The 23,135-nt window shown below is 63.0% G+C and carries 25 protein-coding genes; 10 read left to right on the forward strand and 15 right to left on the reverse strand.

Going from position 1 to position 23,135, the window contains the following annotated elements; genetic code table 11:
- Window positions 1-62: 62 nt before the first annotated feature.
- From lepB to era, 3 genes are read left to right on the forward strand one after another with little or no spacing between them, the layout of a single operon-like run.
- Complete coding sequence (lepB, locus tag ACMC5O_RS06235; RefSeq protein WP_426693443.1) at window positions 63-848, forward strand: signal peptidase I; 786 nt, start codon at window positions 63-65, stop codon at window positions 846-848.
- Entirely contained in the window at window positions 845-1,507 is a 663-nt protein-coding gene (gene rnc / locus ACMC5O_RS06240) for a ribonuclease III (protein ID WP_426693444.1), read from the forward strand. Before lepB ends, rnc begins: the two co-directional genes overlap by 4 nt.
- Window positions 1,504-2,406 carry a GTPase Era gene (gene era, locus ACMC5O_RS06245; RefSeq protein ID WP_187709482.1) on the forward strand — a complete coding sequence of 301 codons (903 nt, stop codon included), beginning with the start codon at window positions 1,504-1,506 and terminating at the stop codon, window positions 2,404-2,406. The genes rnc and era overlap by 4 nt, the downstream gene beginning before the upstream one ends.
- On the opposite strand, the gene ACMC5O_RS06250 is transcribed toward era, so the two are convergent.
- On the reverse strand, window positions 2,403-3,110 hold the full coding sequence (locus tag ACMC5O_RS06250) for an NAD-dependent deacylase (RefSeq protein WP_187709481.1): 708 nt from the start codon (window positions 3,108-3,110) through the stop codon (window positions 2,403-2,405). The genes era and ACMC5O_RS06250 overlap by 4 nt on opposite strands.
- 206 nt (window positions 3,111-3,316) lie before the next feature.
- Here ACMC5O_RS06250 and ACMC5O_RS06255 point away from each other — a divergent pair, with 206 nt between their 5' ends.
- The 6 genes from ACMC5O_RS06255 to nth all read left to right on the forward strand — a co-directional run bounded on the left by ACMC5O_RS06255 (window position 3,317) and on the right by nth (window position 7,636).
- The gene (locus ACMC5O_RS06255) at window positions 3,317-4,255 is read left to right on the forward strand and encodes a sensor histidine kinase (protein ID WP_426693445.1); all 939 of its coding nucleotides are present in this window, start codon (window positions 3,317-3,319) and stop codon (window positions 4,253-4,255) included.
- A gap of 29 nt (window positions 4,256-4,284) precedes the next feature.
- The gene (locus ACMC5O_RS06260) at window positions 4,285-5,043 is read left to right on the forward strand and encodes a DUF72 domain-containing protein (RefSeq protein ID WP_187709478.1); all 759 of its coding nucleotides are present in this window, start codon (window positions 4,285-4,287) and stop codon (window positions 5,041-5,043) included.
- Between the two features lie 133 nt (window positions 5,044-5,176).
- On the forward strand, window positions 5,177-5,617 hold the full coding sequence (locus tag ACMC5O_RS06265; protein ID WP_187709477.1) for a hypothetical protein: 441 nt from the start codon (window positions 5,177-5,179) through the stop codon (window positions 5,615-5,617).
- A 94-nt stretch (window positions 5,618-5,711) separates the two neighbouring features.
- On the forward strand, window positions 5,712-6,146 hold the full coding sequence (locus tag ACMC5O_RS06270; protein WP_187709476.1) for a hypothetical protein: 435 nt from the start codon (window positions 5,712-5,714) through the stop codon (window positions 6,144-6,146).
- Between the two features lie 60 nt (window positions 6,147-6,206).
- Window positions 6,207-6,917, forward strand: coding sequence for a 4-hydroxy-tetrahydrodipicolinate reductase (gene dapB, locus ACMC5O_RS06275; protein ID WP_187709475.1), 711 nt, complete (start codon window positions 6,207-6,209; stop codon window positions 6,915-6,917).
- A complete protein-coding gene (gene nth, locus ACMC5O_RS06280; protein ID WP_187709474.1) occupies window positions 6,914-7,636 on the forward strand; it encodes an endonuclease III in 723 nt (240 codons plus the stop codon). Before dapB ends, nth begins: the two co-directional genes overlap by 4 nt.
- On the opposite strand, the gene alr is transcribed toward nth, so the two are convergent.
- From alr to ACMC5O_RS06295, 3 genes are all read right to left on the reverse strand, one after another.
- On the reverse strand, window positions 7,554-8,582 hold the full coding sequence (gene alr / locus ACMC5O_RS06285) for an alanine racemase (RefSeq protein ID WP_426693446.1): 1,029 nt from the start codon (window positions 8,580-8,582) through the stop codon (window positions 7,554-7,556). The two genes, nth and alr, sit on opposite strands and share 83 nt — an antisense overlap.
- Window positions 8,583-8,591: 9 nt before the next feature.
- The gene (locus ACMC5O_RS06290) at window positions 8,592-8,978 is read right to left on the reverse strand and encodes a GFA family protein (protein WP_187709473.1); all 387 of its coding nucleotides are present in this window, start codon (window positions 8,976-8,978) and stop codon (window positions 8,592-8,594) included.
- Window positions 8,979-9,067: 89 nt separating this feature from the next.
- Window positions 9,068-9,415 carry a UrcA family protein gene (locus ACMC5O_RS06295; protein ID WP_187709472.1) on the reverse strand — a complete coding sequence of 116 codons (348 nt, stop codon included), beginning with the start codon at window positions 9,413-9,415 and terminating at the stop codon, window positions 9,068-9,070.
- A 151-nt stretch (window positions 9,416-9,566) separates the two neighbouring features.
- Between ACMC5O_RS06295 and ACMC5O_RS06300 the strand changes: the two genes are divergently transcribed.
- Window positions 9,567-10,481 (forward strand): LysR family transcriptional regulator, encoded by a 915-nt coding sequence (locus ACMC5O_RS06300; RefSeq protein ID WP_187709471.1) that lies wholly within the window; start codon window positions 9,567-9,569, stop codon window positions 10,479-10,481.
- On the opposite strand, the gene ACMC5O_RS06305 is transcribed toward ACMC5O_RS06300, so the two are convergent.
- The 11 genes from ACMC5O_RS06305 to ACMC5O_RS06355 all read right to left on the reverse strand — a co-directional run bounded on the left by ACMC5O_RS06305 (window position 10,482) and on the right by ACMC5O_RS06355 (window position 23,100).
- Window positions 10,482-11,207: an aspartate/glutamate racemase family protein gene (locus ACMC5O_RS06305; RefSeq protein WP_187709470.1), complete on the reverse strand. Its 726-nt coding sequence runs from the start codon at window positions 11,205-11,207 to the stop codon at window positions 10,482-10,484.
- Window positions 11,204-11,731 (reverse strand): YcxB family protein, encoded by a 528-nt coding sequence (locus ACMC5O_RS06310; RefSeq protein ID WP_187709469.1) that lies wholly within the window; start codon window positions 11,729-11,731, stop codon window positions 11,204-11,206. Before ACMC5O_RS06310 ends, ACMC5O_RS06305 begins: the two co-directional genes overlap by 4 nt.
- 2 nt (window positions 11,732-11,733) lie before the next feature.
- On the reverse strand, window positions 11,734-13,557 hold the full coding sequence (gene glmS / locus ACMC5O_RS06315) for a glutamine--fructose-6-phosphate transaminase (isomerizing) (protein ID WP_426693447.1): 1,824 nt from the start codon (window positions 13,555-13,557) through the stop codon (window positions 11,734-11,736).
- Between the two features lie 105 nt (window positions 13,558-13,662).
- On the reverse strand, window positions 13,663-15,021 hold the full coding sequence (glmU, locus tag ACMC5O_RS06320; RefSeq protein WP_426693448.1) for a bifunctional UDP-N-acetylglucosamine diphosphorylase/glucosamine-1-phosphate N-acetyltransferase GlmU: 1,359 nt from the start codon (window positions 15,019-15,021) through the stop codon (window positions 13,663-13,665).
- Window positions 15,022-15,042: 21 nt separating this feature from the next.
- On the reverse strand, window positions 15,043-16,185 hold the full coding sequence (locus ACMC5O_RS06325; RefSeq protein ID WP_426693449.1) for a site-specific DNA-methyltransferase: 1,143 nt from the start codon (window positions 16,183-16,185) through the stop codon (window positions 15,043-15,045).
- A gap of 150 nt (window positions 16,186-16,335) precedes the next feature.
- Complete coding sequence (locus tag ACMC5O_RS06330; RefSeq protein ID WP_426693450.1) at window positions 16,336-17,007, reverse strand: ribonuclease HII; 672 nt, start codon at window positions 17,005-17,007, stop codon at window positions 16,336-16,338.
- Window positions 17,008-17,070: 63 nt separating this feature from the next.
- Entirely contained in the window at window positions 17,071-18,291 is a 1,221-nt protein-coding gene (gene thiD, locus ACMC5O_RS06335) for a bifunctional hydroxymethylpyrimidine kinase/phosphomethylpyrimidine kinase (protein ID WP_426693451.1), read from the reverse strand.
- 43 nt (window positions 18,292-18,334) lie between these two features.
- Window positions 18,335-19,675: a phosphoglucosamine mutase gene (gene glmM / locus ACMC5O_RS06340; protein ID WP_426693452.1), complete on the reverse strand. Its 1,341-nt coding sequence runs from the start codon at window positions 19,673-19,675 to the stop codon at window positions 18,335-18,337.
- 40 nt (window positions 19,676-19,715) lie between these two features.
- A complete protein-coding gene (locus ACMC5O_RS06345; protein ID WP_187709468.1) occupies window positions 19,716-20,375 on the reverse strand; it encodes an NnrU family protein in 660 nt (219 codons plus the stop codon).
- On the reverse strand, window positions 20,372-21,739 hold the full coding sequence (locus ACMC5O_RS06350) for an amidohydrolase family protein (RefSeq protein ID WP_426693515.1): 1,368 nt from the start codon (window positions 21,737-21,739) through the stop codon (window positions 20,372-20,374). The genes ACMC5O_RS06345 and ACMC5O_RS06350 overlap by 4 nt, the downstream gene beginning before the upstream one ends.
- An 11-nt stretch (window positions 21,740-21,750) precedes the next feature.
- Window positions 21,751-23,100, reverse strand: coding sequence for an amidohydrolase (locus ACMC5O_RS06355; protein ID WP_246444749.1), 1,350 nt, complete (start codon window positions 23,098-23,100; stop codon window positions 21,751-21,753).
- Between the last annotated feature and the right edge of the window lie 35 nt (window positions 23,101-23,135).

Below are 23,135 nucleotides of genomic sequence, written 5' to 3' on the forward strand. Positions count from 1 at the left end.
TGGCATTAAGCTATGCTCGGCGATCGGGCTCAAGAACCAGCAGAAGGGAGCGCCGCGGCAGCTTGCCGCGTCTTATCGTCTCTGTCCTTCTGCTGGCCTGGGTGATCCGAAGCTTCATCTTCGCGCCGTTCAATATCCCTTCCGGTTCGATGCTGCCCGCCCTCTACATCGGTGACTATGTGATGGTGTCGAAGTGGCCGTATGGCTTCTCCCGCTACAGCTTTCCCTGGGGTTTCCCATCCTTCGACGGCCGCATCTTCAGCAGCTTGCCGGAACGGGGCGACGTCGTCGTCTTTCGTGCCCCCGGCACGGAGGAAGACTTCATCAAGCGCGTGGTCGGCCTGCCCGGCGATACGGTGGAGGTTCAGGGCGGCATGCTGATAGTCAACGGCAAGCCGGTGCCCCGTGAGCAGGCGGGGACCTTCACGATGCCGATTTCGGCAAACAGCCCCTGCCGCGTGGTGGCGGGAGCGACGCCGATGTTCGGGCGAACGGACGGCGGCGCTTCGGCATGCCTTTATCCGGTCTATCGGGAAACGCTTCCGGGCGGGCGGAGCTATCAAGTCATCGACCAGGTGAGTAACCCCCGCGGCGACGACGTAGCGCCCATCAAGGTTCCCGGCGGCCACGTCTTTCTGATGGGCGACAACCGTGACGACAGCCTCGACAGCCGCTTCAGCGTCAAGGAAGGCGGCATCGGCTTCGTCCCGATCGAAAATCTGGTGGGTCGGGCGGCATTCATCTTCTGGTCCACCGACGGCACTGCCGAATATGCAAAGCCGTGGACCTGGTTCACGGCACTTCGCGGCGGTCGCATCGCGAGCGCCCTCGACGGACAGTCCCAATGACCGAACTTCGCGACTTCCTGCGCGAGACGCTGGGCCACGATCCAGATGATCTCTCGCTTTTCGAGCGCGCGCTGACGCATGCCAGCGTCGGGAAGGATAGCTACGAGCGGCTGGAATTCCTTGGCGATCGAGTGGTCGGGCTGGTGATCGCTCGCCTGCTCTATGAGCGCTTTGAGAAAGAGCCCGAGGGTAAGCTTTCCCGCCGCTACAATGTCCTCGTGTCGCGAGAAACCTGCGCGGAGATCGGGCGTGGAATGGGACTTCCGGCCTGGATCAGGCTCGGCAAGCAGGCCCGCGACGACGGCGCGAACCAGAGCGAGAATGTCGTGGGAGACGCGGTCGAGTCCCTGGTGGGAGCCCTCCTCATCGACGGCGGACTGAAGAAGGCGGACGCGTTCATAAGACGGGCCTGGGCGCCTTTCGTGGACGCTCAGGGCAAGGCTCCGAAGCACCCGAAGTCGGCGCTCCAGGAGCTTGCTGCAGCGCGCAACTGGGCTGCCCCCGAATATGAAATTGCCCGAAAGAGCGGCGCGCACCATGCCCCCCGCTTCACGGTTAAGGTCGGAATCCGGAACGTGGGCGAAGCGACCGCCGAAGGCTCGAGCAAGCAGGAAGCGGAAACCGCGGCCGCATCAGCACTGTTGGACCAACTGAAATGACCGAGAAGACCACACGCGCCGGCTTCGTCGCCGTGATCGGCGCCCCGAATGCCGGCAAATCGACGCTGGTGAATGCCCTTGTCGGCCAGAAGGTCGCGATCGTCAGCGCCAAGGCTCAGACGACGCGCGCCCGGCTGATGGGCATCGCGATTCAGGACCAGTCCCAGATCCTGCTAGTCGACACGCCCGGGATCTTCGAGCCACGGCGACGGCTCGACCGGGCAATGGTCGCCGCGGCCTGGGGCGGTGCCGGGGACGCGGATCTCATCCTGCTCGTCATAGATGCCTCGGACGGCCTCAATCGTGAGGTCGAGCGCATCATCGACAATCTTGGGCATCGCGACCACCCCTTGTGGATCGCGCTCAATAAGGTCGACCTCGTCAAGAAGCCCAACCTGCTGACCTTGTCGGTTGCGCTCACGGAGCGGCTGAACCCCGATAAGGTGTTCATGATCAGCGCAGCGCAGGGAGATGGCGTGCCCGACCTTAAGGGAGCGCTCGCCGAAGCGATGCCGGACGGCCCCTGGCTATACCCGGAAGACGAGGTCTCCGACGCGACCGATCGAATGATTGCCGCGGAGATGACCCGCGAGCAAATATTCAACCAACTCCATCAGGAATTGCCCTATTCGTCTGCGATCGAGACCGAGAGCTGGGAGGACCGTCCCGACGGATCGACCGTCATCCACCAGCAAATCTTCGTCGAGCGCGACAGCCAAAAGGCGATCGTGATCGGCAAGGGCGGATCGCGGCTGCGGACCATCGGCGAGAAGGCCCGCGCGGAGATTAGCGAGCATCTCGGCCGCAAGGTCCACCTGTTCCTGCACGTTAAGGTCAATCCACGCTGGGGCGAGGACCGCTCTCTCTACGAAGACATCGGCCTGGAGTGGTCTGACTAGGGTCCGATCATCTCCGCGACCCACGTCGGCACCAGCTTTCCGGCAGGTCCAAGCCGGCTCTCGTCGAAGAGCGTGCTGCCGATGCTTGGATCCAGGTTCATCTCGAGCGTCCGGGCGCCGCAGCAGCGGGCGGTCTGCACGAAGCCGGCGGCCGGATACACCGCGCCTGAGGTTCCAATCGACACGAACAGGTCGGCTCGCCGCAGCGCTTCGTCGATGCGATCCATGTCATAGGGCATCTCGCCGAACCACACGATGTCGGGACGGACTTGGCCCACCTCTCCGCATTGCAGGCACGACGCGCCTTCGCCCATCGGTCCTTCCCAGGCGAAACGCTCGCCGCACGCGAGGCACCATCCGCTGGTCAACTCTCCGTGCATGTGCAGCAGGCGCTTCGAGCCCGCGCGCTCATGCAGGTCGTCGACATTCTGGGTAACGAGCAGGAGTTCCCCCGGCCATTCGGCATCGAGCCGCGCTAGCGCCTTGTGCGCGGCGTTCGGTTCGACCTCGCAGAGACGCGCTCGCCGCGCATCGTAGAAGCGATGCACCAGGACTGGGTCGCGCCGATAGGCCTCTGGCGTCGCAACGTCCTCGACCCGGTGATCTTCCCACAGACCGTCCGCCGCCCGGAATGTTGCGAGGCCGCTTTCCGCCGACACGCCGGCCCCGGTCAGGATTACGATGTTGCGTATTTCGCGGCTCATGATCGCGGCGTATCTCCGGCGGCAGAACTTTCACATAGGTTAGACGGCAGAGTTAACGAGATCGTCGGTGACATTCGCTTTCTGACTGATAATAATCGTTTTCCGGTTCGGGCTTCGAGCCATTCCTGGGGGCGACAATTCGCAAGATACTTTACTCGCGTCTGCCGCAGCGCTGGGCCCATCGAGCCCCGCCGCTGCTCGTCGAATTGTCGATTGGAATCATCGCGGCCATTCTGATGGTCTGGGTCCGAGCTCAGCTCGAACCCATCGCCAACGATCGTGCGCCTTACGCACTGAACTTCCTCGCGGTCGTGACCGCCGCCATGCTCGCCGGCTGGCGAAGCGGGCTGGTTGCCTTGGTCGTGGGTCAGTTACTCATCTGGTACGCGATCGTTCCCCCGGCCTGGAGTTTTAGCATTCCGGACGCCGAACGTGCAGGGGGATTGATCATTGCCACGTTCTCCCAGCTCCTGGTCCTCCTCGTAATTGGTCTTTATCAGCGCGAAGTCGACAAGGGCACGGCGGAGCGTGAACGCCGCATGGAACTGTTGAACCACGCCCTCAACGAAATCGACCACCGGACCCGCAACAACCACCAGACCGTCCTGGCGCTCGTCCAGCTTCAGGCTCAACGGTCCAGCGACGATAATGTCAGGGCCGCGCTGCACCAGGTCGCCGATCGCATCCAGGCGATTGCTCATGCAAGCGAGCGCCTTGCCCTTCGCAGCGGGGACCTCGAGCACGTCCGGCTGGACGACCACCTTTGCGGCCTGTGCGAGCAAATCGAACGCGGACTTTCCCGGCAGCACGTCAACGTCAGCTGCGACGTCGAGGAGATCACGACCAGCGCCGACAAGGCAATCCCGATTGCCATCATCGTTAATGAACTCGTCACGAACGCCCTCAAACACGCGTTCGATGGCCGCGATGAGGGTCAGGTCTTCGTGAAGGGCCGCATGAACGGTGAGCTCAAATTGACGATCACAGACAACGGCGTCGGCATGAAAGGTCGGTCAACGGGCAAGCGCGGCGGACTCGGCACGAAACTCGTCGAGAATTTCGCCCGACAGCTCGGCGCCCGGCATGAGGTGGTCTCGACCGAAACGGGAACTACGCACGCTTTCACCATCCCCACTGCCGCCTAGCCCGGCATGCCGTTATAGAGCCGGCGATTATGGCTGGCGCGAAGCAAGGTAGGATCAGGATTGGAATCGGCGGGTGGACCTACGAGCCTTGGCGCGGCGTATTCTATCCGTCCGACCTGCCGCAGAAGCGCGAACTTGAATATGCCTCGCGGCACCTCGGCGCGATCGAGATAAACTCGACCTTCTACTCGCGCCAAAGCCCCAAAAGCTGGGCCGCCTGGGCGGCCGCGGTGCCCGACGACTTCCAGTTTGCGGTGAAGGCGTCCCGCTACTGCGTGACCCGGCCGAAGCTCTGTGATGCCGGCGAAGGGATCGGCAACTTCTATGCCCAGGGTCTTTCGGCGCTCGGACCGAAGCTAGGCCCGACCCTCTGGATGCTTGCGAAGCACCGCAAGTACGACCGCGAGGACATCGCAGCATTTCTGAAGCTGATTCCCCGCGCGCTCGACGGAATTCAGTTGCGCCACGCACTTGAGCCGCGACACGAGAGCTTCCGGGACGACGGCTTCTTCGATCTCTGCCGCGAGCACGACGTGGCAGTCGTATTCGGCGACGACGACGAATTTCCCTGCATCGATGCGGACACGGCAAGCTTCCGATACGCCCGCCTGCAGCGGATGCACGAGGAGCTTCCGACCGGGTACGACGACGAGGCGCTCGACGGCTTTGCAGGACGAGTCCAGCACTGGGTCGCGAATGGCGACGATGCCTATGTCTTCATGATCAACGGCGCCAAGGTCCGTGCACCTGCCGCCGCCGCAGCCCTCCAGCAGCGCCTGGTTGTTTAATTTACATTAGGACCGACTCGGTAACGAGGTCTATGAGGCGCGCCGGAGCGACGCCGTCCAGGCGTTCCGCCGATAGGCGACGCCGCTCCCATTAGCCGGAAACACTCGGGTTTCCGGACCGGGGAGCATCTCAATGCGTAAGACTATGATTGCCGCACTCGGTGCGGCTGCAATGCTATTATCTACCCCTGCCGTATCGCAGGATTTCCCAGTCAAGGGCGGCGACTATTGGACCGTTGCCGAAATCACCATCGATGACGGCCATTTCGGCGATTACGCCGACCACCTTGCCGGCCTCTATCGCAAGTCCATCGACTTCCAGAAGTCCAAGGGCTGGATCAAGGCCTCCTACATCCTTTCGAACGTCAACAAGCGCGCCGGAGAGCCGGACCTTTACCTGGTGACGATCGCCGATCGGCCCACCACTCCGGCGGAAGACGACGCGCGCGCAAAAGAAACCAACGCTTATCTCCAATCAAGCGCACGCCAGTCGGACAGCCAGAGTGGCGAACGCGCAAAGTATCGCAAGCTCGGCGGCAACATGCTGCTCCAGGAGCTGGTCTACCGGAAGTAGGTCTTGCGGGCCCGGAACCGGTTTCAGTCGGGTCCGGGACAGCCTGTCTAGCGTGAGCGCCGGTCATCTGCCGGCAACTTAGGGGATTACAAATATGCGTAAATATCTTATCGGGGCTGCAGCGTTGGCCCTAACCTGGTCGCTTCCTGCGTTCGCTCAGGACAGCGCGGTCAAGGCCGGTCCGTTCTGGCAAGCAAACCGCATCTACGTCGAAGACGGGCAGTTCGAAAATTACATGGACTGGTTGTCGAAGACCTGGACAGCCAACCAAGAATACGCGAAATCTCAGGGCTGGCTGCTGGAATATCATATTCTCAACAGCGTCAATCCACGGGACGGCGAGCCAAACGTCATCCTGCTCACCCGCTTTAACGACGTCCCGTCCGCGGCGGAATCAGAGCGCCGCAACGCGATGATGAACCAGCGCATGCAGCAGACGGACAAGAGCGCCGACGCCGCCAGCGGCGACCGGACAAAGATGCGCAAGTTGATGGGCAGCGCTCTTTACGTGGAGATGCTCAAGCGTTGAGCCGAACCGCGGCGCCGGCGCCTGTTGCGCGGGCACCGGCGCTGAGCCATCAGTGCCAGCATGCGCACTGACGAGCAGCCGACCCGCATCAGCCTCTTCGCACCGAACGGCCGAATGGGCCGCGCCATTGCGACCGCGGTCGCCGACGATCCTGGCTTCGAGATCGATGCTGACCATGGCGACGTAATCGTCGATTTTTCGGCTCCGTCTGCGCTGCAGGCGAGCCTCGATCGCGCGCTCGCAGCGGCCGTCCCGATCCTGGTCGGAACGACTGGGCTAGACGATTTCGCGAGCCGAAGGATTTCAGCGGCGGCAAAGGACATTGCCGTCCTCCGCGCAGCGAACACTTCCTTGGGCGTCGCCCTGCTTTCCGACCTCGTCGAGCGCGCGGCGAGCGTACTTGGCCCCGAGTGGGACATCGAGATCCTAGAAATGCACCATCGGCAAAAAACCGACGCACCGTCGGGGACTGCACTGGCACTCGGTGACGCCGCGGCCCGCGGGCGCGGAACGAAACTGAATGCAGAACGTGGCCGTAAGGGCACCAACCTCAAGCGGGAGGAAGGCGCGATCGGCTTCGCCTCGCTTCGCGGCGGTACGGTCGCCGGCGACCACGATGTCATTTTCGCCGGCCCCGAGGAGCGCCTGATTCTTTCGCACCGGGCCGAGAATCGCATGATCTTCGCGCGGGGCGCGCTTGCTGCCGCGAAGTTCCTCGTCGGCAAGCCAGCAGGCATCTATTCGATGCGCGACGTCATCGACGCACTGTGACGCGCGAGCAGGTTTTCGAGTTTTTCCGCAGGCTTGCCGAGGAGAACCCCTCGCCAACCACTGAACTTGAGTACGAGAATCCGTACACATTGCTCGTCGCCGTCGTCTTGTCCGCCCAGGCGACCGACGCCAGCGTGAACATCGCCACCCGGCCGCTGTTCGAACACGTGAAGACGCCGGAGCAGATGGTTTCGCTGGGCGAAACGAAGGTCCGTGACGCGATCAAGACGATCGGCTTGTTCAACACCAAGGCGAAGAACGTCATCGCTCTTTCGGAAGCGCTGATCCGCGACCACGGGAGCAAAGTGCCCGGCAGTCGCGAAGAGCTGGAAAAGCTACCCGGCGTCGGCCGGAAGACCGCTAACGTGGTGCTCAACACGGCCTTCCATGAAGAGACCTTCGCGGTCGACACGCACATTTTCCGAGTCTGCAATCGAACCGGCCTTGCGCCTGGCAAGGACGTGCTCAAGGTCGAGCTGAAGCTCGAGAAGGTTGTCCCCCAACCCTTCCGGCTTAACGCGCACCACTGGCTGATCCTGCACGGCCGCTACATCTGCAAGGCACGAAAGCCAGAATGCTGGCGGTGCCCGGTGATCGACCTCTGCCGATACAAGCCGAAAACGCCCGAACCGGGGTCTAAGGCCAGCGCCTCTCGAAACGCGAGCCCAAGGTCGTCAGCAGTTCGTACTGGGAAAGCCCAGAAGCCTCGGACGCCGTAGGCAGGTCGTAATCGATCTCGACCCACTCGCCTTCCCTAATATCAGGGGTCGCATCACAACGCACTGCAATCAGGTCCATCGAAACCCGGCCGAGCACAGGCAGCGCGAATTCGCCAGCAAATGCCGTACCCTTCGAGGAGAAGCCTCGGAGATAGCCGTCAGCATAGCCAATGTTCAGGATCGCGGCCTCGGTGTCCGCATCGGCGACGAAGGTCGCGCCATAGCCGCAGCTTTCGCCAGCCCGGATTGTGCGCCGCTGCACAATTTGCGCTTCGATGTGCGCGACTTGCTGGATCTGTCCTTCGGCCTCCTGGCGAGGAATGCCGCCGTAGAGGGCCAAGCCCGGCCTCACGAGGTCGAAGCTGTAGTCGGGGCCGATACAGGTACCGGCAGAATTGGCCAGGCTGTAACGCTTGGCCGGCACCTGTGCGGCCACCTCGCGAAAGCGCTGCAGCTGAGCCGCGTTCAAGTCGTGATCCTCGTCGGCACAAGCGAGATGGCTGTGCAGCGTATCGATGGAGAGACCGTTCAGGGCTGCGATCTCATCCGGCCGAAGGCCGAGCCGGTTCATGCCCGTGTCGATCATCACGTCACAGACGCGACCAGGCGCAGCCTGTTTCCAGCGCGAAACTTGCTCGACAGAGTTGAGAACTGGCCGCGCGGTAGAGGCCAGAGCCGCCTCGACGTCGTCAGGGCCAACACCGTGCAGCACTACAAGGCTCGCGTCGCCTGGAACCGCTCCAAGCTCTTCCGCTTCCGGCCAGACGGACACGAAGAAGTCGCGGCATCCAGCACCGTGAAGCGCCCGCATCGTCTCCCGCGCGCCAAGGCCATAGGCGTCCGCCTTGATCGCCGCTCCCGCCGGAACTCCGGCGCGATCGGCGAGCCAGCGCCAGTTATGAACAAGGGCCGAGCTATCGATGGTCAGGCGTAGCGGACGATGCATCCGACGCGCCTAGCCGCCCGCCTGTTCGCCGTCGAGGCGCGCCTTTGCGTTCTCCCAATGCCTCCCGTTGAACTGTTCGATTTCGAGTTCGACCGCTTCATCGAGGCAGTTTGCGTTGACGCTCCACGCATCAGGATGAGACCGCGGCTGATAGAAGCTCTTCACCCCGCAATTCGAGCAGAAGAGGTGCTCCGCTGAGCCGGTGCCGAAGCGGTAGCTCGCCAAGGCGTCGCGTCCGGTCAGCAACTCGAACTCCGAGTGCGGGACTATGACGTGCAGGAAGCCCGTCATCGAGCAAATCGAGCAATTGCAGTCGAGTGCGTGCACCGGCGCGTCGGGCATCCTCGCCGTGAAACGCACCGTGCCACAATGACAGCCGCCTGAAACCTCGATCATGTGTCGGCTCTAAGTGTGGCGCCTGCACCAGACAAGGCGAAGGGCGCCCCGGGGAGGCCGGGACGCCCTTCTTGGAGAGCTCGTGAAACTTAACGGCTGGCAGTGATCGCGATGACCGCTCCGCGGTTCGCGGCGGCGAGCAACGCTTCTCGCTCGGCGGCGGCACGCTGGATCGCTTCGTCGCGGCACTGGCGGACCTTGTTCTGGCCGACGAGATCGGAGTCTGAAGGAACGCCGCAGACTTCGCGTGCCGCCTGGGCAAGCCGGCGATCGAGAGCCTGCTGACCACGCTCGCTGGTGAGGTTGAGGTCGGCTGTCTTCACATAGCTGACGTAGGTCTGCTCGACTGCCGGTGTCTCGGCGAGGGCCGGAACTGCCTTGATCAGACCAGCGGTGATGATCGCGGATGCAATCGCAAGAACGAATGGGTTTCTCATGTCGCTACCCCTTGTTTGTCTGGGACCGGAGCTTACCGGCGCGACCCTTCAACTAATCCCGAAAACCGGTTCGTGTAAGCAACGATATCGTGCTATGATTCTGCAAAATTGCAGAACGGAAATAGCGCCTTTAGGCGCTAAATTGCAGCCCATGCTCGATTGGAACGACCTCCGTTATTTCCTCGCTGTTGCCCGTGACGGCAGCACGCTTGCGGCAGCGCGGGCGCTGCGAGTGAGCCAGACGACAGTTGCCCGACGGATCACGGCGCTGGAGGAAGCGCTTGGTGTTAGGCTCTTCGAAAAGCGCCAAGCCGGCTACACTCTGACGCCTGAAGGGCAGAGCCTGCTTGGCCAGGCCAAGACGGTCGAATCCGCCCTCAACAGCTTCGCCGATGCCGCCTCGGCCCATTCGCGAGATGTCAGCGGCACCGTGAAGATCACGACCGAGGAGGTCTATGCGATTACCATCCTCGCACCCCTGCTTCGCGAGCTTCACGAGGCCTTCCCGGAGATAGTTATCGAACTGGATACGTCGCAGTCCGTCCGCGATCTCGGTGCTGGAGAGGCAGACATCTCGCTACGAAGCACAAAGGCCGAGTCTCAGCTGTCAGCCGGCCTGGTCGGCCGCCAGCTCTGCATCGACGACTGGGCGCTTTACTGCAGCCGTGACTATGCGGCTCGAAACGGCGTCCCGCGGAACAGGGCGCAGCTGAAGAAACACTCGTTCATTGGCGGCGGCGGCGGCAATCTGTGGATTCATTATCAGAACTGGCTGCAGCAACTTGGGCTGGAGCAACAGGTCGCCATGCACCATGCGACCTCGGGCGGTCTCCTGTCCGGAGTGAGGTCCGGCTTCGGAATAGCAGTGCTGCCCTGCGTAGTCGCCGATGGCGATCCGGACCTCGTCCAATGCCTGACGCCGCGCAGCGATCACGGACGCCTGTTGTGGCTCTTCACGCATGAGCGGGTACGCCATACGCCGCGGGTTCGGGCCGTTGTCGACTTTCTCTACGACAAACTCAGCAAGCACGTCCGCAAGCTCGAGGCGACGCGCCAAGCCGCCTGACTACTCGATCGGTCCGCCGCGCCAGGTCGGCATCGGCCGCTCACCGATTGCGACTTCCACCGCGGCCTTCGCGAGCAATTGCGTCGATTCCAGCGTCGGGAGCGGCGAGACGTCCTTCGTCACCAGCAGCGGAATCTCCGTGCAGACAAGCGCAACCGCATCGCAGCCATCCCGCCGCAGCTTCTCGATGATGCGGACGTAGGCGTCGCGCGAGCGCTCGGTGAAAACGCCCAGGCAAAGCTCGTCGAAGATGACATCGTTGACGAGCTTCTGGTCCTCCGCCGAGGGAACGGCCCAGCCGATGCCGCGGCGTCCGAACGCACCGGGATAGACCGGACCGTTCATCGTATATTTGGTTCCAAGGATGCCGACCTTAATGCGACCTTCCCTCAGCGCTTGGTCGGCCACCACCTCGCCGATATTGAGGCCGGGGATCGGGAAGGCATCTCCGGGTGATTCCATCGCGATGTGCGCCGTATTGTCCGGAAGAACGAAGAAATCCGCGCCCGCCGCTGCGAGCTTCTTGGCATCCTTCATGAAGAATGAGCGGAGCGTTTCATTGTCGCCGCTTTCCCATGCATCGAGGACCAGCGCCATCGGCGAGCAGGTCATGATGATCTCGGGATGCATGTGCGGCCCGAGCCGGGCGACGCCCTCCAGGCAGGCGGAATGAAAACAAAGGGTCGCGCCTTCGAAGCTGTGAGCCAGAATGCCGATATGTTTCACAGCCGGTGGTGCCTCTTCCAAAGTTCCTGTGTTGTCTGCACGAAGGCATCGAAGTCCGCGCTGGATGCGAACGCGCGTCGCGGGATGATGAAGGCCTGGCGGCGGGTCGAATAGACGAAGAGGCGCGGCTCTTCGACGTGGATGCGGGGAATGGCCGACCAACGAAGCTCAGTCTTACCGCGCGTCGATTCCGCCCGGAAGCAGTCGTCGGCCACCGTCAGTCGTTGCTCACGGAGCAGGTCGTCGCGCCTCGCGACGCGATCGATCGCCCAGGCGCCGATGTGTGCCCCGTAGCGATAGAGCAGCAGGTAGGCGACCAAGATAATTGCGAGAACGGGCAGATAAATCAGGACGCGCGAGGAGCCTGCAAGAAGGCAAATTGCGATCAGCACGCCCGCCAGGGCAAACAGCGCCCACGCCAGACGAAAGAGCCAGCTTACGATGCGGGGCCGGCCGAGCTCCGCGAGCGCGACGAAATCGGAACGGTCATATCTGAACGGCAGCGTCTGAGGCTCGCCGGCCATGTTCACTCGACCGTGACGCTCTTCGCGAGATTGCGCGGCTGGTCGACGTCCGTGCCCTTCAGGACCGCCGTGTGATAGGCGAGAAGTTGCACCGGAACCGCGTAAACCAGCGGCGCGATCAGCGGATGGACCTCCGGCATCTCGATCGTCGCAATGCACCCCTCCCCGGCATCCTCCAGGCCCTTGGCATCGCTGATCAGCACGATCTTGCCGCCGCGCGCGCGGACCTCCTGCATGTTACTGACGGTCTTCTCGAAAAGGGGCCCCGACGGCGCGAGCACGATCACCGGCACGGCTTCGTCAATCAGGGCGATCGGGCCGTGCTTCATCTCACCGGCCGCATAGCCTTCGGCGTGGATGTAGCTGATCTCCTTGAGCTTCAGCGCGCCTTCCAGAGCCAGGGGATAGTCGGGCCCGCGGCCAAGGTAGAGCACGTCCCGGGCGGGCGCGATGAGGTGGGCCATCGCCGCAATGTCGTCGTCGTGGCCAAGCGCGGCGTTCAGCGCTGCCGGCGCCTCCTGCAGGTGCGCAACGATATCCTGCTCTTCTTCGCGTGTTAGGCGACCCTTGGCCCGCGCCAGGTTTGCGGACAGGGCCGCAAGAACCGCAAGTTGACAGGTGAAGGCCTTGGTCGACGCGACGCCGATTTCTGGCCCCGCGTGCGTTGGAAGTAGAAGATCTGCCTCGCGAGCCATCGAGCTTGTCGGCACGTTCACCACAACCGCAATGCGCTGCTTCTCGCTACGGGCATGACGAAGCGCTGCCAGTGTGTCTGCAGTTTCGCCAGACTGACTTATGAAGAGCGCCAGGCCGCCCGGCTCCAGCACCGGTTGGCGGTACCGGAACTCGCTTGCGACATCGATGTCGACCGGAACGCGAGCAAATTGCTCGATCCAGTATTTGGCGACCATTCCGGCGTAGAAGCTGGTTCCGCAGGCAACGATCGTGACTCGGCCGACGGTTGCGAGGTCGAGATCGCCGGTGGGGAGCGCGACTTCGCCTTCGAAGGGACGGACGTAGCTCTGGAGAGTCTGGGCAACTACGATCGGCTGCTCGTAGATCTCCTTCTGCATGTAGTGGCGGTAATTGCCCTTCTCGACCGGGGCCGAAGATGCGCCGGACTCGACAATCTCGCGCTCGACCGGCTCGTTGTCGCGGTCGAAGATTTCGATGTTCTCGCGACGGACAACCGCCCAGTCGCCCTCATCGAGATAGGCGATGCGCTGGGTCCAGGGCGCTACGGCAAGCGCGTCAGACCCAAGATAGTTTTCGCCGTCGCCGTAACCCACGGTCAGCGGCGCGCCCATGCGAGCGCCTATGATCAGGTCGGGATGGTCGCGGAACAGGAACGCGATCGCGAAGGCGCCCTGCAGGCGAGGCAGCACGGTCGCGACTGAGTCCTGCGGCGAGGCTCCGCCCTCGACCTCGCGGGCTACAAGGTGCGCGACGACTTCCGTGTCGGTCTCACTCTTGAACTCACGACCGTCGGCAATGAGCTCCTCACGGAGTGGCTTGAAATTCTCGATGATCCCGTTGTGGACGATCGCGACAGGCCCAACGATGTGCGGGTGGGCATTGTCGACTGTGGGCGCGCCGTGCGTCGCCCAACGCGTGTGGGCGATGCCGATGGTCCCGCCGAGCGGCTCCTGCGCGAGTTCGCGCGCAAGATTTTCGAGCTTTCCTTCGGCTCGACGCCGAACCAGCTCGCCATGGTCAATCGTGCAGATGCCGGCACTGTCATAACCGCGATATTCGAGGCGCTTCAGGCCATCGAACAGGCGCTGAGCGACCTCACTTTTGCCGACAATTCCAACGATTCCGCACATAATCCCTCACTGGACGATCACGTCCGACCCGGTCGCCACCGCCCTAGTATTTTCGGCTTGTAAGTAAACCAGTGGGCGCAGCCTGAAATTATTCCAAGCTCGGCATTAGCCTGCGGCCCTTTTCGCCAGCATTCGATCGCGGAAGCGTTTTGCCCAGCCGGCGATCCCCCTCTGCTCGCTGCGTTCGACGGCAAGGCTGTCGGGCGCGACGTCCTTGGTGATGACCGAGCCAGCTCCAACGATTGCGCCCGGACCTATCGTCACCGGTGCGACAAGCGCGGTGTTTGAGCCAATGAACGCGCCCTTGCCGATCACCGTATTGTACTTGCCGAAACCGTCGTAATTGCAGGTGATCGTTCCAGCGCCGATGTTCGCATCCGCGCCGACGTCCGCATCCCCGATGTAGGACAGGTGGTTGGCCTTCGCGCCGGGGCCCAGCACCGCCTTCTTCACCTCGACGAAATTGCCGACCTTCGCCTTCTCGCCGATCTTCGCGCCTGGGCGGAGGCGGGCAAACGGCCCGATCACCGCCTTGGTCGCGATAGTCGCCCCCTCGATGTGGCTGAATGCCTTAATCGTCGCTCCGTCGGCGACCTCGACGCCCGGGCCAAAGACGACATGCGGTTCGACAGTGACGTCGCGGCCGAGCTTGGTGTCGGCCGCGAACCAGACGCTCTCGGGATCAATCAGGGTGGCGCCGTCCTGAAGCGCTTGCTCACGGCGGCGGCGCTGCCAATCGAGCTCGAGATGGGCGAGCTCGGCGCGACTGTTCACGCCGGCAGTCTCGTAGGGATCGCCTTCGATGACGACCGCGTCGCGGCCTTCCGCGGCGGCGATGTTGACGACGTCAGGCAGGTAATATTCGCCCGCCGCATTGTCGTTCCCGACCTGGTCGAGCCAGCGGAACAGATCCTTCGAACGCAACGCCATCATACCGCTGTTACAGAGGCGGACGGTCCGCTCCTCTTCGGTCGCGTCCTTGAACTCGACCATCTTGGCGATGTGATCGCCTTCGCCGAGGATGATGCGTCCGTATTTCAGCGGATCGTCCGGCGTGGAAGCCAGGACGACGACGCCAGGCCCGCCTCCGCCATCAAGGCGGTCAAGCATCCGCTTCAGCGTCTCGGGCTCAACAAAAGGCGTGTCGCCATAGAGGATGAGGACCGCACCCTCATAACCTGCAAGCGCGTCTTGCGCCTGCTGGACAGCGTGGGCGGTGCCCTTCTGCTCCACCTGATGCGCGATACTGACATCGCGACCTTTCAGCGCCTTCTCGACCTGGTCCCGGCCCTTGCCGACGACGACGACGCGTTTCTCGGCACCCAGACGGTCGACGCTGTCGAGCAGGTGCATCAGCAGCGCCTTGCCGGCGATCGGATGCAGGACCTTGTGCGTGTCCGAGCGCATGCGGGTGCCTTGACCCGCCGCGAGGATCACGACTGCGAAATTGGGTGTGTCGCTCATGCGGGTCGGAGCAATGGCACCTTAGCCCAGACCGGCCAAGTGCCTTTGCCGAAGCGCGTCGATCGGCTGAAGCGCCCCAGCTTCCTCGACATGCCAAAAGCTCCAGCCATTGCAGGAGGGAGCGCCCTGCAATGCAGCGCCGACCTTGTGGATTGAGCCCGCATGTGCCTCGCAGGCAATCGATCCGTCGGCGCAGACTTTCGCCTGCCACCGGCGCTTGCTGTCGGTAAGCACCGTTCCGGGTGCGACCATGCCGTACTCAACAAGAAGTCCGAATGCGACCCGCGGCGCAGAGCGCTTGTCGGGAGCCACCTGCATCGCGCTCTCGTCAAGGGGCAGGGTCGATGCGATCCGTTCACGAGCAACCTTCACATAGGACGGCTCGCGCTCGATGCCTATCCAGCGGCGGCCGAGACGCCGCGCAACCGCGCCGGTCGTGCCGGTCCCGAAGAATGGATCGAGCACGATATCGCCCGGCTTCGTGCAGGCGAGCAGGATGCGATAGAGCAAAGCCTCCGGCTTCTGCGTCGGATGGGCCTTGATGCCTTCGTCGTCCTTAACGCGCTCCTGGCCGCTGCAGATGGGCAGCACCCAGTCGGACCGCATCTGAAGGTCGTCGTTGAGCGCCTTCATCGCGCGATAGTTGAAGGTGTAGCGCGCCTTCTCATCCTTCGCACACCAGATCAAAGTCTCGTGGGCGTTGGTGAAACGAGTGCCGCGGAAGTTCGGCATCGGGTTGGCCTTGCGCCAGATCACGTCATTCAGGATCCAAAATTCGGCATCCTGAAGCAGTGAGCCCACGCGGAAGATGTTGTGATAGCTGCCGATCACCCAGATCGTGCCATTGTCCTTCAGGATACGGCGCGCCTCGGCGAGCCATTCGCGGGTGAAATTGTCATAGGCGGCGAGGCTGTCGAACTTGTCCCACTCATCATCGACAGCGTCGACGCGGCTTCCTTCCGGCCGGAACAAGTCGCCGCCAAGCTGCAAATTGTAAGGCGGGTCCGCGAAGATCATGTCGACGGACTTGTCGGGGAGGCGCGCCATTTCGGCGATGCAGTCACCCATCAAAATCTCGTCGAAAGGAAGCTCGCGCTTCGGCTTTGTACTTGCACGCGGGCGCAAAGCGCCCTTGGTCTCCGCGATGCGGGCAATAAGATTCATGCGACTGTGCCCCCTTTGCGTCGAAGGGTGAGTCAGGCCCGACTCGCGGTCAAGCGAACAGAGGTTAACGCGCTTTGGGGACACGACGGAACGAAGAGAGTCCGCGAAGACTCGACCACAAGATGTTGAGTCCGCCCGGACTCACGAGACTCAACCTGTGGTGGTGTGACTCAAAGGACTCGCGACGGCGATTTCCGGAAGCTCGAGCTCCGGTTGGGCGGCTGCGGCGATCATGTCACGGACCAGGCCAAAGCTCCGGCGGTGCAGCGGCGTCGGTCCAAGCTCACGCAAGGCGCGACGGTGATCGGGGGTCGGATAGCCGCGATTTCGCTCCCATCCGTAACCAGGATAAGTCTCGGCATGAGCTGCCATCATCCGGTCGCGAGTGACCTTGGCGATGATCGATGCCGCAGCGATAGAGCGACATTTGGCGTCGCCGTCGACGATAGCCTTCGACGGCCTCTGCCACTTCGGCGTGGCATTCCCGTCGACTAGAACCCAGGCTGGCTCGATGCCAAGCGCCTCTACCGCCCGGGTCATCGCCAGCATGCGTGCCCAGTAGATATTGATGCTGTCGATCTCCTCGACGCTGGCGATGCCGACTCCGAACGCCGCTACCTTGGTGATCTTGGCGTAGAGCGCCTCACGCTTCTCAAGCGGCAAATTCTTGGAATCGTCGATCCCGCGCGGGAATTTGTTGCGGTCGAGGATGCAGGCCGCCGCAACCACCGGCCCTGCCAGCGGCGCGCAGCCCGCCTCATCCACGCCGGCCAGCGGCTGGGGGAAATCCAGCTCGATCTTGAAGGAACAGCGGCGAGGCATTTGCGCCTAAGCCTATGGAGACCCTCGGTGAGTCGCCAGACGACGACTCACAAAACTGTGGATTTATTCGACGCGCCAGGGCGGGAAGCGCCGTGCCTCCCCGGCTTTGTAGAGGAAGATGATGTTCCCCGACGGGTCACGGAGGCGAGCCTCGCGCCACATCCACGGCTGGTTACGCGGCGCGTGTTCGAACAAAATTCCAAGGCGCGCCAACCGCTCGACGCGCGCGTCAAGGTCGTCGCACTCGAGATAGACTGCGGTAGTCGGCGAGATCTTCTCTTCCGGGTCAGCCTGGATCGACAAAGTAGCACCGCCGTACGTCTCGAAACGCGCGTACGAATTCTCGGGGCTATCGACGATCTGCTTCAGACCCAGCTTCGAGTAAAAATCGACGGACTTGGCGTAATCCTTCACGGTCAGCGTGACCTGATTCAGCCGCGGTCCGGGACCAACATCGAGACGGACGTTGGTCGATCCAACGGGTCCGGCGCCATGCCCTAGGTCCGGAGCAGCGTAGAGGGAAACGCGAACAAACGTGCGCGCGCGTTCTACCGCCGAGGTCAGGCTATCGCCCTGACCGAGCAGGCAGGCGATCGCGCTCGCTAGAGTGCAGCCGGTTCCGTGCGTGCTCTTCGTGTCGATGCGCTGTCCCTGCCAACTGGTGATATTGTCTGTCTCGATCAGGGCGTCGGCAAGCGTATCACCCTCGTCGTGCCCGCCCTTGATGAGCACCGCGCAGCCATGCTCTCCGACAAGCCCGAGCGCAGCGGCCACGGGGTCTTCCTTGTTGCTGAGCCGAGCGAGCTCCGGAAGGTTTGGGGTGGTGATGGTTGCAAGGTCCATCAGCGGACCGAAAGCGGCAATCGTCGCTTCATCCGCGAGCAAGGAGCCACTGGTCGCGACCATCACGGGATCGAAGACAATCGGAAGGTCGGGATTCTCCGCCTTCAGCCTCTCAAGCCTCAGCGCGATCTGCCGGGCCGCGAAGACGCTTCCGATCATCCCGATCTTCACTGCGTCTACGCCGATGTCGTCGACCACCGCATCGATTTGCGCGAGGATCACTTCGGCCGGGACCGGATGCACGGCCGTGACGCCAGTCGTGTTCTGGGCGGTGACGGCGGTGACGGCGGTCATCGCGTGACCGCCGAGCATGGTGATCGTCTTGATATCCGCCTGAATGCCTGCGCCGCCGCCGGAGTCGGAACCGGCGATGACGAGGACTCGCGCGGGTTTCGCGGTCATCGCGGCACTTCGGGCGCCGTACGGGGCGAAATTGTCCATGCGCACAACATTGGGGTTTCGCGGCAAATTGCGAACAAAGGGTTCACGCCGCGCTTTTCACGGCCTCACAGATGTCGTCGACCAGTCGTTCGACGAGCTTGGAATCATCGCCCTCGGCCATGACGCGGATGAGCGGCTCGGTGCCCGACTTGCGGATCACCAGGCGACCGCGGCCTTTCAATTCTGCCTCGGCGGCAGCGATGCGTTTCTGGACCTTGTCGGATTCAAGGGGTGCGTTACCGCCGTTGAACCGGACGTTCTTCAACAGCTGCGGTACCGGGTCGAACAGGTGCAGCACTTCGCTCGCAGGCTTGCCGCTATCGACGATTGCCGCGAGCACCTGAAGCGCGGCGACGAGGCCATCGCCGGTTGTCGAGTGATCGCTGAGAATGATGTGGCCGGACTGCTCGCCCCCGACGTTGCATTTCTTCTCGCGCATCGCCTCGAGCACGTAGCGGTCGCCCACCGCGGTGCGGATCAGACCGATCCCCTCCTGCTGAAGCCGCCGCTCTAGCCCGAGATTGGACATGACCGTAGCCACAACCGCCCCACCACGAAGCTCGCCGCGCCGCTGCAGGTCGAGCCCGACCAGCGCCATCATCTGGTCGCCGTCGATGATGCGGCCCTTTTCGTCGACGAGGATCAGGCGGTCCGCGTCTCCGTCGAGGGCGATGCCGATGTGGGCCCCACTCGCGACGACTGTTTCCTGGAGTAGCTGAGGCTTGGTCGATCCGCAGTCCGCATTGATGTTGAGGCCATCCGGCTTCACTCCGATCGGGATGACGTCCGCACCGAGCTCCCAAAGCGCTTCGGGCGCGACATGGTAGGCCGCTCCATTTGCGCAATCGACAACGATCTTCAGGCCGTCGAGGCGTAGCTGCTCCGGGAACGTCGACTTGACATGGTGGATGTAGCGACCGCGGGCGTCGTCGATGCGGCGGGCGCGACCGATCTTCTCCGCCGAAACGAGCTTTACCCCCTTCTCGATCTTGCTCTCGATCGCCTGCTCGGTCTTGTCGCTGAGCTTGTAACCGTCCGGCCCGAACAGCTTGATGCCATTGTCCGCAAACGGATTGTGCGACGCGGAGATCATCACGCCAATGTCGGCACGCATCGACCGGGTCAGCATCGCGACTGCAGGCGTCGGCATTGGACCCAGCAATACGACGTCCATGCCGACCGAGGTGAACCCGGCGACCATCGCCGATTCCATCATGTAGCCAGACAGGCGGGTGTCCTTGCCGATCACAACGCGATGGCGGTGATCTCCACGAAGGAAGTGAGCGCCCGCCGCTTGCCCTACGCGAAGCGCAGTCTCCGCCGTCATCGGCTCGCTGTTGGTGAGGCCGCGAATGCCGTCCGTGCCGAAGAATTTCCGTGTCATTGATGACGGTTTAGCGCGCCGCTGCCGGCAGCGCGAGTGGTCAGCCGATCCAACGCCAAATGCCGACAGGGAAAGGATGCAGCCAGGTCGCAACGAGGAACAGGAGGGTGCCGCCAATGAAGGCGGCCGTTCCCGGCCACGCTACGCCCCGGCTGAACGGCACGAACGCAGTTTGGGCGGCCCACTCGTGGAAGCGCTCGCCCATCAGCTTTTCTTTCTTGGCGTCCTGCCCGATCGACCCGGCGATCGCGAGGAAGATGAGGGCGCCGTCGAAGACCATCGCTTTTGCGGTCCCGATGACCGCCAGGTGCACGGCGGCCCAGGTCGCAAAGCCCCACATCATCGGGTGGCGCGTGATTGCGAAAACGCCGGCGGGCACCTTGCCCCGGTCCAGTTTCGCGCCGGGGAGCGCAGGATTACCAAGGAAAGAGCCGACGAACAGGATCGCGCCCAGCCACATTACGAGCACGGCAACTGCCCATACCCACTCACCCGCCGTCCAGACCGGCTGCTCTCGCCCGATGGCCCGGTAAAAATAGATCATCAAGCCGAACGTCAGCAGGGACTGTACGGAATAGAATCCCTGGAAGTCCTTTTCTCCCAGCCTTCCGACGAGCGGAGCGCGGAGCGGATGGGACAGGAGGAAATGCAGGCCGACGAAGGCAATGGCCGACAGGAAAAGGCCGGCCTGCGGAGTCACCTTTGATAGGCCTCCGGAAGCACGTCGCGGCTCAAGTCCTTGTACCGCTCGCGAAGCTTGGTCTGCCTGGTATCCAACGGCTGCTGAACCCCGTCGATGAAAACAGCGTCGGCGTTGCTTGTAACCTGCAACGGATCGCCGGACCATATGACGACGTCTGCACGGCGGCCCGGTGCGAGGCTGCCAATCTCCCGGTCGAGTCCAAGAACCTCGGCAGGTCGCGAAGTGATCATCGCCAGCGCCTCACCCCAGCGGACTCCGCTTGCGCCCGGTACATCGGTCAGTGCGACGAGGTTTCCGGCATATTGGCGCTCGTTGAAGAGATAGCGGGTGTCGTTGTCGTCGATCATGCCGATCGCGACATGCACCCCGGCATCGCGCATGCGGCCTACATTCGACTGCGTCGCTGCGAGCTGCTCGAATGTCGCCGGAAGGTCGTTCACAGCCGATGCTATCACGGGAATTCGCGCCGCCGCGATCTTGTCCGAGACAAGCCAGCCTTCCGATGCGCCGACCAGCACCAGCTTCAGCGAAGGATAGGTGCGCTTGAGGTCGAGCACGTTGAGGATGTCACGGGCTCGCTCGGCATGAATCACGAGATATTGGCGCCCCTGAAGCACCGGCACGAGCGCGGCAGCGTCGAACCGGGTCAGCATGACATCCTCGCTACGCCGGGCGTCAGGGCCGTATTCGCGAGATTCGTTTGGATTGCGGACTTCCGGCGGAAGCCGGCTTTCGCCTCCACGGGTCGAGGAAATTGACGGCGCGTAGCGACGCAGCTCCGATGCTTCCTTCAGCGCATTTCGGAACAGGACATAGGCAGACGCTCGGGAGCCGCCCGCTGTATCGGCGCCGGTCTCGCCAAACTCGACGAACTGGAACAGACGCGCGTGCGTAATCGGTTCCATGTCGGCACCGAGGTCGATGACCGCGCCCTGCCCCGCGAAGATGCTCTTCGCGGCGTTGGGGGCCACGACCGCACGCGTTACGCCGTCGGCGCGGTTTACTGCGATCGTCGAGCTTGCGGGATTCACCGCGGGAGCGACGTCGATTGCTGCTCCGAACGGCCCGCCGCTTGCCTTGTCGTCCGTGACTCCGTCGTCCCCGAGATCGATCTCGGAAAGGCCGATCCGGGAGAATCCCGCGACGATTCCTGGCGTAACCCACTTGCCGCGCGCATCGATAACCTGCGCGCCGGGAGGAACGCTGACATGGGTACCTGCAGCGGTGATGCGGCCGTTTCGGATGATGACCGTGCCGCCGGGTATCGGGTCCGACCCATCGCCCAGTGCAACCGTGCCGCCGGTAATCGCGATCGTCTGCGCTGCGGCCGGCAAAGCGGTGGCAAAAAGCAGTGCGGCCATGAAGGAGCGGATCACTTCACGTCTCCTTCACCGGGCTGGCCAAGCTCGAAGTCGCTGACCGGCCGCAAATGCGGATTGCCGCTGAAGTACATGAGCGCGCCGTCGATCCACACGCGTTCGGGCCGTGCGTAGGTGCTGAACGGATTCGCGTTCCACAGCACCACGTCAGCCATCTTGCCGGCTTTCAGGCTGCCGGTCTTGTCGGCGATCCCGAGCGCCTTCGCCGGATTGTAGCTTAGCCAAGTCCAAGCGTGCTCTTCGCTGATGTTGAGGCCCATGCGGCGACCGTCCGCGAGCGCCTTTGCGGCTTCCTGGTTCAATCGCTGGATGCCGTTCGGATCGTCCGAATGGACGATTGCGCAGGCCCCCGCCTTGTCGACCAGCGGAATGTTTTCCTTGATCCCGTCATAGGCCTCCATCTTGAAGCCCCACCAGTCGGCCCACATCGCCGCGCACGTCCCGTTCGCGGCCAGCAGGTCGGCAATCTTGTACGCCTCCACGGCATGGTGGAAGGCCGTGATCTTGTAACCAAACTCCTTGGCCACATCGAGCATGATGGCCATCTCGTCGGCGCGGTAGCAGTGGTTGTGAACCAGGATCTGCCCGTTGAGCACGCCCATCAGCGTGTCCATCGCGAGATCGCGCTCCGGCATGTCACCGCCGATCTTGTTATATTTGTCCCACTTGCGCTTGTAGGCCTGCGCCTTGATCCAGGTGGCGCGAGTGACCGCAATATTGCCCATGCGCGTCTGCGGCATCTGTCCCTTCGAGCCGTAGACACGCTTCGGATTCTCGCCGCAGGCCATTTTCAAGCCGTAGGGCGCCCCTGGGAATTTCATCCCCTGCATGGTCCGTGCGGGCACATTCTTCAGCGTCACCGACCGGCCGCCGAAGAGGTTCGCGGAGCCGGGCAGGATCTGGAGCGTCGTGATTCCGCCATTCATCAGCGCTCGGCTGAAGCCCGGGTCTTGCGGCCAAACGCTATGCTCTGCCCAGACTTCAGGACGAACCGGACTGGTCGCCTCGTTGCCGTCGCTCTGCGACTGAGTGCCGGGCGAGGGATAGTCTCCAAGATGGCTGTGCACGTCGATAACGCCCGGCGTTACATACTTGCCTGCGCCGTCGATCTGATATGCACCCGCGGGAATTGGCGTGTCCGGTCCGCCAACCGCCTGCACGACGCCGTCGGCCAGTACGACCGTCCCGTTATCAACGCGGCCGCCTTCACCATCGAATACAGTCGCGCCGAGGATGGCGGTCACTGCCCCCGGATAGCGATGATAGGTTGAAGGATACGGGTCCTGGTTGATGCGGACCGGCGGCGCCAGTTTTTTCGGCGCCTCGGTCGCGCACCCGGAAATACAAAAGGAAACGGCGGCAATCGCCGCCGTCACCC

This window comes from Sphingomonas sediminicola (assembly GCF_049991885.1).
In the GTDB taxonomy this organism is placed as follows: Bacteria; Pseudomonadota; Alphaproteobacteria; order Sphingomonadales; family Sphingomonadaceae; genus Sphingomicrobium; species Sphingomicrobium sediminicola.

Excerpts from the sequence above, each read along its gene's own strand:
- rnc (WP_426693444.1), top strand. The coding sequence starts at position 845 with ATGACCGAACTTCGCGACTTCCTGCGCGAGACGCTGGGCCACGATCCA.
- era (WP_187709482.1), top strand. The coding sequence starts at position 1,504 with ATGACCGAGAAGACCACACGCGCCGGCTTCGTCGCCGTGATCGGCGCC.
- ACMC5O_RS06250 (WP_187709481.1), bottom strand. The coding sequence starts at position 3,110 with ATGAGCCGCGAAATACGCAACATCGTAATCCTGACCGGGGCCGGCGTG.
- ACMC5O_RS06260 (WP_187709478.1), top strand. The coding sequence starts at position 4,285 with ATGGCTGGCGCGAAGCAAGGTAGGATCAGGATTGGAATCGGCGGGTGG.
- ACMC5O_RS06265 (WP_187709477.1), top strand. The coding sequence starts at position 5,177 with ATGCGTAAGACTATGATTGCCGCACTCGGTGCGGCTGCAATGCTATTA.
- ACMC5O_RS06270 (WP_187709476.1), top strand. The coding sequence starts at position 5,712 with ATGCGTAAATATCTTATCGGGGCTGCAGCGTTGGCCCTAACCTGGTCG.
- dapB (WP_187709475.1), top strand. The coding sequence starts at position 6,207 with ATGCGCACTGACGAGCAGCCGACCCGCATCAGCCTCTTCGCACCGAAC.
- alr (WP_426693446.1), bottom strand. The coding sequence starts at position 8,582 with ATGCATCGTCCGCTACGCCTGACCATCGATAGCTCGGCCCTTGTTCAT.
- ACMC5O_RS06290 (WP_187709473.1), bottom strand. The coding sequence starts at position 8,978 with ATGATCGAGGTTTCAGGCGGCTGTCATTGTGGCACGGTGCGTTTCACG.
- ACMC5O_RS06295 (WP_187709472.1), bottom strand. The coding sequence starts at position 9,415 with ATGAGAAACCCATTCGTTCTTGCGATTGCATCCGCGATCATCACCGCT.
- ACMC5O_RS06300 (WP_187709471.1), top strand. The coding sequence starts at position 9,567 with ATGCTCGATTGGAACGACCTCCGTTATTTCCTCGCTGTTGCCCGTGAC.
- ACMC5O_RS06310 (WP_187709469.1), bottom strand. The coding sequence starts at position 11,731 with ATGGCCGGCGAGCCTCAGACGCTGCCGTTCAGATATGACCGTTCCGAT.
- glmS (WP_426693447.1), bottom strand. The coding sequence starts at position 13,557 with ATGTGCGGAATCGTTGGAATTGTCGGCAAAAGTGAGGTCGCTCAGCGC.
- glmU (WP_426693448.1), bottom strand. The coding sequence starts at position 15,021 with ATGAGCGACACACCCAATTTCGCAGTCGTGATCCTCGCGGCGGGTCAA.
- ACMC5O_RS06325 (WP_426693449.1), bottom strand. The coding sequence starts at position 16,185 with ATGAATCTTATTGCCCGCATCGCGGAGACCAAGGGCGCTTTGCGCCCG.
- ACMC5O_RS06330 (WP_426693450.1), bottom strand. The coding sequence starts at position 17,007 with ATGCCTCGCCGCTGTTCCTTCAAGATCGAGCTGGATTTCCCCCAGCCG.
- thiD (WP_426693451.1), bottom strand. The coding sequence starts at position 18,291 with ATGGACAATTTCGCCCCGTACGGCGCCCGAAGTGCCGCGATGACCGCG.
- glmM (WP_426693452.1), bottom strand. The coding sequence starts at position 19,675 with ATGACACGGAAATTCTTCGGCACGGACGGCATTCGCGGCCTCACCAAC.
- ACMC5O_RS06350 (WP_426693515.1), bottom strand. The coding sequence starts at position 21,739 with ATGGCCGCACTGCTTTTTGCCACCGCTTTGCCGGCCGCAGCGCAGACG.